The sequence below is a fragment of the Pseudomonas sp. RL_5y_Pfl2_73 genome (assembly GCF_963970515.1).
Classification (GTDB): Bacteria; Pseudomonadota; Gammaproteobacteria; order Pseudomonadales; family Pseudomonadaceae; genus Aquipseudomonas.
In genome coordinates this window covers 19,078-32,854 of the sequence record NZ_CAXAPD010000032.1, presented here as the reverse complement: position 1 = coordinate 32,854, position 13,777 = coordinate 19,078, and the positions used below count along the sequence as shown (strand labels likewise).

Here is a 13,777-nt window from a genome sequence, read left to right as displayed (position 1 = left end):
TGCCTGGGGAAGGGGGCATTATCCAACGGCGATAACAATAAAAGCGCCAGGCCCATGACCCGAACTGCCAGAATCACCGACCCCTCCTACGAGTTGATGGACGACCATAATGGGTTATCCATCATCTACCGCCAGCACGGTTTCCCTTGCCCGCTGGTGCGCTGGCATTTCCACAAGGAATACGAACTGCACTTGATCGTTGCCAGTTCCGGCAAGGTGTTCATTGGCGACTATATCGGCAACTTCTATCCCCAGTCGCTGTTCCTAACCGGGCCCAACCTGCCCCACAACTGGATCAGCCAGGTGGCTGAGGACGAAGTGGTGCACAAGCGCGACATGCTGGTGAACTTCACCGACGAGTTGTTCGAAAGCGGCCATCAGGTATTCGCCGAACTCAAGGCTGTCGCACCGCTGCTCGAACGTGCTCAATACGGCATCGAGTTTCGCTGCAAGCGCACCATCCGCCAGGCCATGACCCTGATGCAGCGCATCGCCGATTCCCAAGGCATGAGCCGCCTGGGGCATTTTTTCATTCTGATGGAATTGCTGGCCGCCACGGATGACTATCAACTGCTTTCCGGCGCGACCTCCCCGCAGGCGGCGGACGAACACAGCGTCGACCGCACCAACCGCGCGGTGGACTACATCTTCGCCCACTACGCCCGGGAACTGTCCCTGGAAGAAGTGGCCGAGCACCTGAGCATGAAACCCACCTACTTCAGCCGGGTGTTCAAGCAGGCCACCGGTCGCTGCTTCATTGAGTTCGTCAATCGCCTGCGCATCAGCAAATCCTGCGAGTTGCTCGCCGACGGCGACAAACCGGTGACAGACGTGTGCTTTGAATCCGGTTTCAACAATATCTCCAATTTCAACCGGCGTTTCCAGCAGCTCAAGGGCATGACCCCTTCCCACTACCGGCGGTTGGCGGTGCAGCGGCTGACGGAGCAAAACCAGGGCTGACAATCTCGGATTGTCCCTGTGGCGAGGATTTATGTGGGAGCCAAGCTTGCTCGCGACGCAGGCGCCTCGGTTTCCCGGCAGACCACGTCATCTTCATCGCGGGCAACCCTTGCTTCCACAAAGCGGGACGGTGCGACATTTCGCTAAATTCCCTCGCCACAAATCTTCGCCAGTGCAAAAAAGTATCAGCACAAGTGCGACGGATGATTTGTCACGCCGCCCATTGAGGGCTGTAATCAGCGCACATTCTTCCCTTCATCCGGAAGACACAAAAACAATAACTGTCCTTCTGCAACCTTCGGGCGCAGAAAAGGAGTGCGCGATGAAACCTTCGGTAAAAGCTCTGTTTGTCTCCACCTGCATGACCCTCAGCAGCGTCAGTTTCGGCGCACAGACCCTCACCATTGCCACCGTCAACAACAGCGACATGATCCGCATGCAAAAGCTCTCGAAAACCTTCGAGGCCGAGCACCCGGACATCAAGCTGAACTGGGTGGTGCTCGAAGAAAACGTCCTGCGCCAGCGCCTGACCACCGACATCGCTACCCAGGGCGGACAGTTCGATGTGCTGACCATTGGCATGTACGAAGCTGCACTCTGGGGTGCCAAGGGCTGGCTGGAACCGATGAAGGACCTGCCGGCTTCCTACGACCTGGAAGACGTGTTCCCTTCCGTGCGCGATGGCTTGTCGGTCAAAGGTTCGCTGTACGCCCTGCCGTTTTATGCCGAAAGCTCGATCACCTATTACCGCACGGACCTGTTCAAGGACGCCGGGCTGACCATGCCCGAACACCCGACCTGGACCCAGATCGGTGAGTTCGCGGAAAAGCTCACCGACAAATCCAAGGAACAATATGGCCTGTGCCTGCGGGGCAAGGCCGGTTGGGGCGAGAACATGGCGCTCATCACCACCCTGGCCAACGGTTATGGCGCGCGCTGGTTCGATGAGAAGTGGCAGCCGCAATTCAATGGGCCCGAGTGGAAGCAAGCACTCAATTTTTACGTCGACAACATGAAGAAGTCCGGCCCGCCGGGCGCTTCCAGTAATGGTTTCAACGAAAACCTGGCGCTGTTCAACAGCGGTAAATGCGCGATCTGGGTGGACGCCAGCGTCGCCGGGTCGTTCGTCACCGACAAGACTCAGAGCAAGGTGGCCGATCACGTTGGATTCACCTTCGCCCCCCACGAAAAAACCGACAAGGGCACTTCGTGGATGTACTCCTGGTCCCTGGCCATCCCGACCAGCTCCAAAGCCAAGGACGCGGCCACGGCCTTTACCACCTGGGCGACGTCCAAGGAGTACAGCCAATTGGTTGCCAAGACCGACGGCATTGCCAACGTCCCGCCAGGCACCCGCACCTCGACCTACAGCGACGAGTACATGAAGGCCGCGCCGTTTGCCAAGGTGACCCTGGAATCGTTGAAAGTCGCCGACCCGAAAGCGCCGACCCTCAAACCTGTGCCCTACATCGGCATCCAGTTGGTGACCATTCCCGAGTTCCAGGCCATCGGCACCCAGGTGGGCAAGTTCTTTTCGGGTGCGCTGACCGGCCAGCAGACCGTGGACCAGGCGTTGACCGCTGCGCAGTCCACCACCGAACGCGAGATGAAACGCGCCGGGTATCCCAAGTAATCCGCGTCGCCGCTCTGCCTTTTGTGGGAGCGGGCTTGCTCGCGAAAGCGATCTGTCAGTCACATTGATGTTGGATGTGCCGCCCTATTCGCGAGCACGCTCGCTCCCACAGTGGATCTTCATAGGCCCGCAAAAATCGGTTCAATGCCATGAATAGCTCAACAACAACTGCCAAAGCCCCCATCGAGATTGCTCCGCCGGCACGCAAGCTCCGCCTGGCCAACCCCGGTTGGTTCCTGGTCAGCCCTTCGGTGGCCTTGTTGCTGCTGTGGATGATCGTGCCGCTGGGCATGACCGTCTACTTCTCGCTGATCCGCTACAACCTGCTCTACCCCGGTGAAAACCAATTCGTCGGGCTGGAGAACTTCACTTATTTCCTCACCGACTCAGGTTTCGTGCCCGGCGCCACCAATACCCTGTTGCTGGTGGGCAGCGTGCTGTTGATCAGTATCGTCCTCGGGGTGTTGATCAGCGCGCTGCTGGAGGCCAGTGAGTTTTTTGGTCGTGGCATCGTCCGTGTGCTGCTGATCTCGCCGTTCTTCATCATGCCCACCGTCGGCGCGTTGATCTGGAAGAACCTGATCTTCCACCCGGTCTCGGGCATCCTCGCCTCGGTGTGGAAACTGTTCGGCGCCCAACCGGTGGACTGGCTGGCCCACTATCCGCTGCTGTCGATCATCATCATCGTGAGTTGGCAATGGCTGCCATTCGCGATCCTGATTCTGATGACCGCCATGCAGTCGCTGGATCAGGAACAGAAAGAAGCCGCGCGCCTGGACGGTGCCGGCCCGATCGCGATCTTCTGGCACCTGACCCTGCCGCACCTGGCCCGCCCGATTGCCGTGGTGGTGATGATCGAAACGATCTTCCTGCTGTCGGTATTCGCCGAGATATTCACCACCACCAACGGTGGCCCCGGCTACGCCTCCACCAACCTTGCCTACCTGATCTACAACCAGGCACTGGTGCAGTTCGACGTCGGCATGGCTTCGGCCGGTGGCCTGATTGCCGTGGTCATTGCCAACATCGCCGCCATCATCCTGGTCCGGATGATCGGCAAAAACCTCACCGACAAGCATTGAGGCCGTCGCCATGACTCTTCAACAATCCCGTCGCCTGCAAAGCCTGCTGCTGGGCACGCTGGCCTGGGCCATCGCGATCCTGATCTTCTTCCCGATCTTCTGGATGGTGCTGACCAGCTTCAAGACCGAAATCGACGCGTTCGCCACACCGCCGCAGTTCATCTTCGCGCCCACGCTGGAGAACTACCTGCACATCAACGAGCGCAGCAACTACTTCAGCTTCGCCTGGAACTCGGTGGTGATTTCCTTCAGTGCCACCGCCCTGTGCTTGCTGATTGCGGTGCCTGCGGCCTACTCCATGGCGTTCTATGAAACCCAGCGCACCAAAGGCACGTTGCTGTGGATGCTCTCCACCAAGATGCTGCCGCCAGTGGGCGTGCTGATGCCGATCTACCTGCTGGCCAAGCAGTTTGGCCTGCTGGACACGCGTGTCGCGTTGATCATCATCTACACCTTGATCAACCTGCCCATCGTGGTCTGGATGATTTACACCTACTTCAAAGACATTCCTCGCGACATCCTCGAGGCCGCGCGTCTGGATGGCGCCACCCTGTGGCAGGAGATGGTCCGGGTGCTGCTGCCGATTGCCAAGGGCGGCCTGGCCTCCACTGTGCTGCTGTCGCTGATCCTGTGCTGGAACGAGGCCTTCTGGTCGCTGAACCTCACCTCCTCCAAAGCCGCACCACTGACGGCGTTGATCGCCTCTTATTCCAGCCCGGAAGGGTTGTTCTGGGCCAAATTGTCGGCCGTCTCGACCCTGGCCTGCGCGCCGATCCTGATCTTCGGCTGGATCAGCCAGAAACAGCTGGTGCGCGGTTTGTCCTTCGGCGCGGTGAAATGAACCGCCAGAAGATCGCAGGCTTCGCCAGCGCCCACCGGATCGCTGTAGGAGCGGTCGAGTGCAACGAGGCTGCGATCTTTCCCGGCCAACTGAATAAATAACAAGTGGAGGCCCATCATCATGGCCAACCTGAAAATCAAGAATTTGCAAAAGGCTTTCGAAGGCTTCTCCATCATCAAAGGCATCGACCTTGAGGTGAACGACCGCGAGTTCGTGGTCTTCGTTGGCCCATCGGGCTGTGGCAAGTCCACGCTGCTGCGGCTGATCGCCGGCCTTGAAGAGGTCAGCGACGGCACCATCGAACTGGATGGCCGGGACATCACTGAAGTCAGCCCGGCCAAGCGCGACCTGGCGATGGTATTCCAGACCTACGCCTTGTACCCGCACATGAGCGTGCGCAAGAACATGTCCTTTGCCCTGGACCTGGCCGGTGTGCCCAAGGCCGAGGTCGAGAAGAAGGTCAACGAGGCGGCACGCATCCTCGAACTGGGGCCGATGCTCGAGCGCAAGCCCAAGCAACTGTCCGGCGGCCAGCGCCAACGTGTTGCGATCGGCCGGGCCATCGTGCGTAATCCGAAAATCTTCCTGTTCGACGAACCACTGTCCAACCTCGACGCCGCCCTGCGGGTGCAAATGCGCCTGGAACTGGCACGCCTGCACAAAGAGCTGCAGGCGACCATGATCTACGTGACTCACGACCAGGTCGAAGCCATGACCCTGGCCGACAAGGTAGTGGTGCTCAATGGCGGGCGCATTGAGCAGGTCGGCTCACCGCTGGAGCTGTACCACCAGCCGGCCAACCTGTTTGTCGCCGGGTTCCTCGGCACACCGAAAATGGGTTTTCTCAAAGGCAGGGTCACCGGCCTGGACAGCCAGGGTTGTGAAGTGCAGTTGGACGCCGGCACGCGTATCAGCCTGCCCTTGAGCGGTGCCAGCCTGAACGTCGGCGGCGCGGTGACCCTGGGGATTCGCCCAGAGCATCTGAACCTGGCGCAACCGGGTGATTGCACCCTGCAAGTCACCGCCGACGTCAGCGAACGGCTGGGCAGCGACACTTTCTGTCACGTCGTCACCGCATCCGACGAAGCCTTGACCATGCGCGTTCGCGGCGACTTGGCGAGCCGTTTCGGCGAGCAACTGAGCCTGCACCTGGACGCCGAACACTGTCACTTATTCGATGCCGAGGGCGTTGCGGTGACCCGCGCGCTGCGCGCCGCCGCCTGATTGCCGAGACCTGCGATGAAACTCAACCGACAAAACCTGCACAACCTCAACCCTGACGTCGCCCTGCCCGCCTACCCTGTGGGCGACATTCGCCAGGGCATCGCCCACATCGGCGTCGGCGGTTTCCACCGCGCTCACCAGGCCTACTACACCGATGCGTTGATGAACACCGGTGCCGACCTGGACTGGGCCATCTGCGGCGTGGGCCTGCGAGCCGAGGATCGCCGTGCCCGGGACGACCTGGCCGCCCAGGAATACCTGTTCACCCTGTACGAACTGGGCGACACCGATGACACCGAAGTCCGGGTGATTGGCGCGATCAATGACATGTTGCTGGCTGAAGATGGCGCCCAGGCGCTGATCGACAAACTGGCCGACCCGCAGATCCGCATCGTCTCGCTGACCATCACCGAAGGTGGCTATTGCATCGACGACAGCACCGGCGAGTTCATGGCCCACTTGCCGCAGATCCAGCACGACCTGGCCCATCCTGAGACGCCGAAAACCGTTTTCGGTTTCCTCTGCGCCGCCCTGGCCAAGCGCCGTGCGGCCGGCACTCCGGCGTTCACCCTGATGTCCTGCGATAACCTGCCCCACAATGGTGCTGTGACCCGCAAGGCGTTGCTGGCCTTCGCCGCGCTGGGCGACGCCGATCTGGGGCAATGGATCGACCGCAATGTCAGTTTCCCCAATGCCATGGTCGATCGCATCACGCCCATGACCAGCGTGGCCCATCGCCTGCAACTGCATGACGAACATGGCATCGACGACGCCTGGCCGGTGGTCTGCGAACCCTTCGTGCAATGGGTCCTGGAAGACAAGTTCGTCAACGGTCGCCCGGCCTGGGAAAAGGTCGGCGTGCAGTTCACCGATGACGTCACACCTTATGAAGAGATGAAAATCAAGCTGCTCAACGGCAGCCACCTGGCGTTGACCTACCTGGGCTTTCTCAAGGGTTATCGCTTCGTCCACGAGACCATGAACGATCCGCTGTTCGTACGTTACATGCGCGCCTACATGGACCTGGACGTGACGCCGCAACTGGCGCCAGTGCCGGGCATCGACCTGAGCGACTACAAGAACACCCTGGTGGAGCGTTTTTCCAACCAGGCGATTGCCGACCAGTTGGAACGGGTCTGTTCGGACGGCTCGTCGAAGTTTCCGAAATTCACTGTGCCAACCATCAACCGCTTGATCGCCAACGGTGGCGAGACCCGCCGCGCGGCGCTGGTAGTGGCCGCCTGGGCCGTGTACTTGAAGGGTGTGGACGAGAACGGCGTGACGTATTCAATCCCGGACCCACGGGCGGCGTTCTGCCAGGCACTGGTGGCTGACGATGCGCTGGTGACCCAGCGGATGCTGGAGGTGGAAGAAATCTTTGGCACTGCCATTCCTCGCTCGCCGGAGTTCGTGGCAGCATTCGAATGGTGCTGCAACAGCTTGCGTGAACACGGGGTAACACGAACACTTGAGCGAGTGTTGGCTGACGGCGCTTAAACAGCAATCCGCTTTTGTGGCGAGGGAGCTTGCTCCCGCTGGGCCGTAGGAGCTGTGTAGGAGCTGTCGAGTGCAACGAGGCTGCGATTTTTCCCTGACACTTGAATCCCAAGCGAAAGATCAAAAGATCGCAGGCTTCGCCAGCTCCTACAGAGCCCAGCGGAAGCAAGCTCCCTCGCCCCGGGTTGTGTGTTTGCTGACCGAGCTGCTATTACCTGCTGGTATTGATCTGACGACCAAGGATTTCTATGGCAAACCAACAACTGTTCCTGGGCATCGACTGCGGCACCCAAGGCACCAAGGCGCTGGTCCTGGACGCGACCAGTGGCCAGGTCCTCGGCCAGGGTGCCGCGGCGCACGCCATGATCAGCGGCCCCAACGGTCGCCGCGAACAAGACACCCAGCAATGGCTCGAGGCATTCACCCAAGCCACTCACCAAGCCTTGGCTGTCGCTGGGGTCGATGGCCAGGCGATCCACGGTATCGGCGTCTCCGGCCAACAACACGGCCTGGTGTTGCTCGATGACCAAGGCCAGGTGCTGCGCCCGGCCAAGCTGTGGTGCGACACCGAGACAACGCCGGAAAACGATCGACTCCTGCTGCACCTGGGTGGTGAAGGCGGCAGCCTCGAACGCCTCGGCGTGGTGATCGCGCCGGGCTACACGGTTTCCAAACTGCTCTGGACTCGAGAGCAACATCCCCAGGTTTTCGAACGCATCGCCAGCGTCCTGCTGCCCCACGACTACCTCAACTACTGGCTCACCGGCCGCCATTGCAGCGAATACGGCGACGCCTCAGGAACCGGCTATTTCAACGTGCGCACCCGCCAGTGGGACGTGCAACTGTTACAACACATCGACCCCAGCGCACGCTTGCAAGCGGCGCTGCCGGAACTGATCGAGGCCCATCAGCCAGTTGGACGTATCCTGCCAGCCATTGCTGCGCACCTGGGCATCAACCCCAACGCGGTGGTGGCAAGTGGTGGCGGCGACAACATGATGGGGGCCATCGGTACGGGTAATATCCAGCCCGGCGTGATTACTATGAGCCTCGGTTCCTCCGGTACGGTCTACGCCTATGCCGCCGAACCTGCGGTCAGTCCACAGCCGTCCGTGGCGACATTCTGCTCCTCCAGCGGTGGCTGGCTGCCGCTGATCTGCACCATGAACCTGACCAACGCCACCGGGGCGATTCGCCAATTGCTGGCGCTGGACATCGACACATTCAACGCCCTGGTGGTCCAGGCTCCGATTGGTGCAGAGGGCGTGTGCATGCTGCCGTTCCTCAACGGCGAGCGTGTTCCCGCCCTGCCCCATGCCACCGGCAGCCTGTTGGGCCTGACCACCACCAACCTGACCCGGGCCAACCTGTGTCGCGCCGTGGTCGAAGGCACGACATTCGGTTTGCGCTATGGCTTGGACCTGTTGCGGGCCAACGGACTCCAGGCCCAGAGCATTCGCCTGATCGGCGGTGGCTCCAAAAGCGCGGAGTGGCGGCAGATCGTCGCCGACACCATGGACACCACGGTCATTTGCACCGAGCAGAGCGAAGCCGCGGCTTTGGGGGCGGCGATCCAGGCGGCATGGTGTCACTCGGGTTCGCAAACAGGCTTGGCCGAGCTGTGTGAGCGCTGCGTCAAGCTCGACCCGACCAGCGAAACCCGGCCAATTGCCGCGCATGTCGCGGCGTCGCAACAAGTTTATGAACGTTATCGACAACACGTCGCAACCCTTTGAGAGCGGGCAACTATGTATTTGGTGTGTGGTGAAGCGCTGTTTGATTTTTTCAGTGAGACCGAGGCGAATGGCTTGGCCTCGCAAGTGAACTACAAGGCCATTGCCGGCGGTTCACCGTTCAACGTAGCCGTGGGGCTGCGCCGCCTGGGTGTTGAATCGGCGCTGTTGACCGGGCTGTCCACCGACTACTTGGGCCGACGCTTGCAGCAGGTGCTGCTCAATGAAGGTGTCAGCGCCCAATACCTGGTGGAGTTCGACGCACCGACCACCCTGGCAATGGTTGCCGTGGGCGCCAATGGTTCGCCCCACTACAGTTTTCGCGGCGAAGGCTGTGCGGACCGACAACTGAGCCTGGCGCATCTACCGGACCTGGGCCCCGAGGTGCGCGGCTTGCATTTCGGCTCGTTCTCGCTGGTGGTCCAGCCCATTGCCGATACGCTCCTGGCCCTGATGCAACGCGAAAGCGGCCGCCGCCTGATCAGCCTCGACCCGAATGTGCGACTCAACCCGCAGCCGGATATCGAGCTGTGGCGCTCACGGATTGCGACGCTGGTGCAATATGCCGACCTGATCAAGGTCAGTGACGAAGACCTGGAGCTGCTCTACCCAGGGGTTGAGCCCAAGGCGATCGTCGAAGGTTGGCTGGGGAACCGCTGCCAATTGGTCTTCCTGACCCGTGGCGGCCAGGGCGCTACGGTCTTCAGTCGCCAACACGGCTCATGGTCGCTGCCGTCCTGTCCGGTGAAGATCGCCGACACCGTGGGTGCAGGCGACACCTTCCAGGCCGCGCTGATTGCGTGGTTGACGGAACAACAATTGGATTCGGTCGAGGGGTTGCATACCCTGACCCGGGAACAGATCAGCACCATGCTTGAGTTCGCCATTCGCGCCGCCGCCCTGACTTGCGGCAAAACCGGGCCGGACCTGCCATACAGACAACAATTGAACTGAATGGCGCATCGCTGCTAAAAAATCGCAGCTAAAAAACTGGACGCCGGGTTCGGACATGACCGGACCCGAGCGTCAGGCTTACAAGGACAAGGCCGTTATCAGCGGCCAGTCATCCGATGGTGTTGCTGATGAAAGTGATTGCCAGCGGCAGGGTTGTGGTCGAGCTCGGTACGCAGCTCGGCGATCAAGTCGTTGATGGCCCGGCAACCGGTGAGTTTATTGGCATCGATGTCGGTTTTGATCAAGGCCACGCGATCGGTTTCGTGATCGTCGTAAATCTTGACTGTCATCGTCAGCTCAGGTGACAAGGTGCATTGCGAGCGCTTGGGTAACAAGCTGCTTTCAATGATGTTTCGCATTTCGAGGGCAGATAGAAACATGGCGACTCTCTCCTGTTGAGGCGGCCAACTTATGTTCACGGCAGCGGTATTTCGTCCGTTTTCTTCCCTGCGGACTGGAACTACGAATACCGTGCCGTTCGTTTTTTTCAGCACTTTCAGTCAACGAGTTCGCCAAACGAACCCTTGAATCATCCCGCAAGAAGTATGCCTGTATTGAAAACGTTGCGGATTGATCTGAATCAAGCGTTTAGCTTCGTCCCGCGCCAGATAGTTCGTGCAAAATGCAAGGAAACGCTACTTTCCCCCCTGCAAATTGCAATCGCTTTTATCCGGTTCGCAACCTAGAGTAGCCCCTAATGCGAAGATGCAAGTGGGCATCCGTCGCCTGCTTCAAAAAATGTGTGACGTAGCGTAAATCACTCAAACCGCGCCCACCGCTGCACGCTCGGCCACGTGGCGCAAACTGTCGAAATTGATGTTGGCACCGGAATCGATCGCCACCAATGTCTGGCCTCGCGCCCCCGTGTGCGCCACGTATTGCTTGATGCCTGCCACTGCCAGTGCGCCCGACGGTTCGGTGATGGAACGGGTATCGTCATAGATGTCCTTGATCGCGGCGCACAGTTGATCGTTGCTCACGGTGATCACTTCATCGACACAGAAACGGCAGATATCGAAGCCATGGGCGCCAATCTGCGCCACGGCCACGCCATCGGCGAAGGTTCCCACCTCTGGCAGGGTTACCTGCTCACCGGCTGCCAGCGCTGCCTGGAGGCAGGCAGAATGCTGCGACTCGACGCCGATGATGCGTACTTCCGGGCGCAGGTACTTGACGTAGGCCGCGATCCCGGCGATCAACCCACCGCCGCCGACCGGGACGAAGATCGCATCCAGCTGGCCGGGGTGCTGGCGCAGGATTTCCATGGCGACAGTGCCCTGCCCGGCGATCACGTCCGGGTCATCGAAAGGCGAGACGAACTCCCGTCCGGTCTGCCCGGCCAGGTCCAGCGCATGCGCCAGGGCAAACGGAAAGCTTTCCCCGTGCAGAATCGCTTCGGCGCCTCGGTTGCGCACGCCCAGCACCTTCAATTGCACAGTGGTCACAGGCATGACGATGCTGGCCGAAATACCCAATTCCCGTGCCGCCAGCGCAACGCCCTGGGCATGATTGCCGGCAGACGCGGTGATGACGCCACGGGCGCGCTGCTGCGGGGTCAGATGCACGAGTTTGTTATAGGCACCGCGGATCTTGAAAGAAAAGGTTGGTTGCAGGTCTTCGCGCTTGAGCAGGATCCGGTTACCCAAGGCCTCGGACAGTGCGGAAGCCGCTTGCAGCGGCGTGCGTACGGCCAATTCATAGACTGGCGCGGCGAGAATCTTCTTAACGTAGTGCTCAAGCAGGGCTTGCTCGGTGCGGGTAACGGTCATGGCGATCTCCTGGTTCGGGCGGAGCCCAGGAGACAGAAAGAAAAAACCCGCCTCCAGGGCGGGTTGGGTGCAGCCGTCAGCTAACCCGCCAAATAAGGAATGGCGGTAATAATGCTTGGCTGGCTGCGCAGTACGGTTGAAGTCATGGCTGGAAGTTAGCGGTGCGTTGGTGGCAAGTCAATGGCAAATATGTTGGAGCTGGCGAAGCTTTTGATCTTTTGATCTTTTGATCTTTTGATCTTTTGATCTTTCGCTTGAGATTCAATTGTCTTGGGAAAGATCGCAGCCTCGTTGCACTCGACAGCTCCTACACAGCTCCTACGCAGTTCCTAGATGAATGGCTGCACATGAACGCCTACAGGGCGGTGCGTCATTTGAGTCCGACTTTATACAACGCCCCGTCGTCCTCATCCGTCAGCACATACAGGTAACCGTCCGGGCCTTGACGAACGTCCCGGACTCGCGCCTTGAGCTCACCCAGCAAACGCTCTTCGTGGACGACCTTGTCGCCCTGCAATTGCAGGCGAATCAGTTCCCCGGGCACCAGCGCCCCGATGAACACGTTGCGCTGCCAGGCCTTGAAACGATCATGGTCGTAGAACGCCATGCCACTGAGCCCCGGTGACACCTGCCAGACGTGATGTGGGCCAAGGCTGCCCTCGACAGTCTTGCCCTGGGCTTCGGGAATCGGGGCGCCGGAGTAGTTGATGCCATGGGTCGCCAATGGCCAGCCGTAGTTCTTGCCGCGCTCGATGATGTTCATCTCATCACCGCCCTTGGGTCCGTGTTCGTTCTCCCACAACGTGCCATTCCAAGGGTTGAGGGCCGCCCCCTGGGGGTTACGCATGCCGTAGGACCATATTTCGGGACGGACGTTTTTCTGGCCGACAAAGGGGTTGTCGTCGGGCACCTTGCCGTCGGGGTAGATGCGCACGACCTTGCCTTGCAGCTTGTCCAGGTCCTGGGCGGTGGGCCGCTCGTTATTTTCCCCCAAGGTAATGAACAGATAGCCATCGCGGTCGAAGACCAGGCGCGAGCCAAAGTGGTTGCCCGTGGACAGCTTGGGTTGCTGACGGAAGATCACGTCGAAATTCTTCAGGCTTTTGAGGTCTTCGGCCAGTTGCCCACGCCCCACGGCGGTGCCGGCCTTGCCGTCTGCGCCCGCCTCGGCGTAAGACAGGTAGACGGTACGATCCTGCTTGAAATCGGGCGACAGCACCACGTCCAGCAGACCGCCCTGCCCCTTGGCCCATACTTCAGGCACGCCACTCAAGGGTGTGGACAATTGGCCATCGAGGCTGACCACGCGCAGGTTGCCCGGTCGCTCCGTCACCAGCATGCCCTGCTGGCCAGGCAGGAATGCGACAGACCAAGGGTGCTCAAGTCCCTTGACCACGGTGGTCACTTCCACGGTGCCCTCCTCGCTCTTGAATGATTGGGTCGGCGCGGCAGCAGCCGACGTGGCAAGGGTCAGGGCAGCGCTGGCGCAACATGCGGCCAGGAGTGTTTTACGCAACATGCACAATTCCTTCTGTGGTGTGAAAAGAGCGCGACGACCTAGCGGTTGCCATTCTGGGTGCTCCTGGGTGGCGTCGGAGCCTCGATGGTGGGCCGCGGCGAGCCCGGTGGCTGGCCGGAACGGGGATAACCATTGCCAATGCCGCCGTTTTCCAGGGTCGGTGGGCGCAGTACCGGCACCGTCGGGTTGTCATGAATCGTCGGCACGTTGGACCGCGTGCCCTGCATGCTATTGGGATTGGCCCGCCGCGTCGGGCTGTTATAGGGATTGTTGTTGCCCGGTAGATTCTGGGCCAGAACCATGGGGCCTCCGCCCGGCGTGGCAGCTTGGGCAGCGGCGGTCAGAAATAGCGTAATGATGGCAACCATCAGCCTGTTCATTCGGACACCTCTTGAGTTCAGGCATATCGAAAGCACGCTACGCCGCAGGTTCGCCCTTGTTAAGCGAAATGTCCGGGTGAAGATGTAACGAAACGTCTGCGAACCAATGCGTGCGGGCTTGCTCGTGACAGCGGAGGGTCAACTTGCGTCAATGGCGCCTGTACTGCCGCCATCGCGAGCAAGCT

12 protein-coding genes are annotated in these 13,777 nt (G+C 60.3%); 8 read left to right on the top strand and 4 right to left on the bottom strand.

Features of this window, described 5'->3' with window-relative positions:
* The first annotated feature begins 54 nt into the window (after positions 1 to 54).
* From AACY42_RS24290 to AACY42_RS24255, 8 genes are all read left to right on the top strand, one after another.
* The gene (locus AACY42_RS24290; protein WP_339482824.1) at positions 55 to 960 is read left to right on the top strand and encodes an AraC family transcriptional regulator; all 906 of its coding nucleotides are present in this window, start codon (positions 55 to 57) and stop codon (positions 958 to 960) included.
* A gap of 322 nt (positions 961 to 1,282) precedes the next feature.
* Positions 1,283 to 2,593, top strand: coding sequence for an ABC transporter substrate-binding protein (locus AACY42_RS24285; protein ID WP_339482823.1), 1,311 nt, complete (start codon positions 1,283 to 1,285; stop codon positions 2,591 to 2,593).
* A gap of 149 nt (positions 2,594 to 2,742) precedes the next feature.
* Entirely contained in the window at positions 2,743 to 3,675 is a 933-nt protein-coding gene (locus AACY42_RS24280) for a carbohydrate ABC transporter permease (RefSeq protein ID WP_339482821.1), read from the top strand.
* A 10-nt stretch (positions 3,676 to 3,685) separates the two neighbouring features.
* A complete protein-coding gene (locus AACY42_RS24275; RefSeq protein WP_018601515.1) occupies positions 3,686 to 4,516 on the top strand; it encodes a carbohydrate ABC transporter permease in 831 nt (276 codons plus the stop codon).
* Positions 4,517 to 4,636: 120 nt separating this feature from the next.
* Positions 4,637 to 5,740, top strand: a complete 1,104-nt coding sequence (locus AACY42_RS24270) for an ABC transporter ATP-binding protein (protein WP_339482819.1) — start codon at positions 4,637 to 4,639, stop codon at positions 5,738 to 5,740.
* Between the two features lie 15 nt (positions 5,741 to 5,755).
* Positions 5,756 to 7,237 carry a mannitol dehydrogenase family protein gene (locus tag AACY42_RS24265; protein WP_339482817.1) on the top strand — a complete coding sequence of 494 codons (1,482 nt, stop codon included), beginning with the start codon at positions 5,756 to 5,758 and terminating at the stop codon, positions 7,235 to 7,237.
* A gap of 248 nt (positions 7,238 to 7,485) precedes the next feature.
* A complete protein-coding gene (xylB, locus tag AACY42_RS24260; protein ID WP_339482816.1) occupies positions 7,486 to 8,973 on the top strand; it encodes a xylulokinase in 1,488 nt (495 codons plus the stop codon).
* 12 nt (positions 8,974 to 8,985) lie between these two features.
* Positions 8,986 to 9,924 carry a carbohydrate kinase family protein gene (locus AACY42_RS24255; protein ID WP_339482815.1) on the top strand — a complete coding sequence of 313 codons (939 nt, stop codon included), beginning with the start codon at positions 8,986 to 8,988 and terminating at the stop codon, positions 9,922 to 9,924.
* A 98-nt stretch (positions 9,925 to 10,022) separates the two neighbouring features.
* On the opposite strand, the gene AACY42_RS24250 is transcribed toward AACY42_RS24255, so the two are convergent.
* The 4 genes from AACY42_RS24250 to AACY42_RS24235 form a co-directional block, all read right to left on the bottom strand.
* On the bottom strand, positions 10,023 to 10,304 hold the full coding sequence (locus AACY42_RS24250) for a DUF1652 domain-containing protein (RefSeq protein ID WP_339482814.1): 282 nt from the start codon (positions 10,302 to 10,304) through the stop codon (positions 10,023 to 10,025).
* Positions 10,305 to 10,685: 381 nt separating this feature from the next.
* Positions 10,686 to 11,693 (bottom strand): threonine ammonia-lyase, biosynthetic, encoded by a 1,008-nt coding sequence (ilvA, locus tag AACY42_RS24245; RefSeq protein WP_339482813.1) that lies wholly within the window; start codon positions 11,691 to 11,693, stop codon positions 10,686 to 10,688.
* Positions 11,694 to 12,063: 370 nt separating this feature from the next.
* The gene (locus AACY42_RS24240) at positions 12,064 to 13,212 is read right to left on the bottom strand and encodes a PQQ-dependent sugar dehydrogenase (protein WP_339482812.1); all 1,149 of its coding nucleotides are present in this window, start codon (positions 13,210 to 13,212) and stop codon (positions 12,064 to 12,066) included.
* A gap of 38 nt (positions 13,213 to 13,250) precedes the next feature.
* Complete coding sequence (locus tag AACY42_RS24235; RefSeq protein WP_339482811.1) at positions 13,251 to 13,592, bottom strand: hypothetical protein; 342 nt, start codon at positions 13,590 to 13,592, stop codon at positions 13,251 to 13,253.
* Positions 13,593 to 13,777 lie beyond the last annotated feature (185 nt).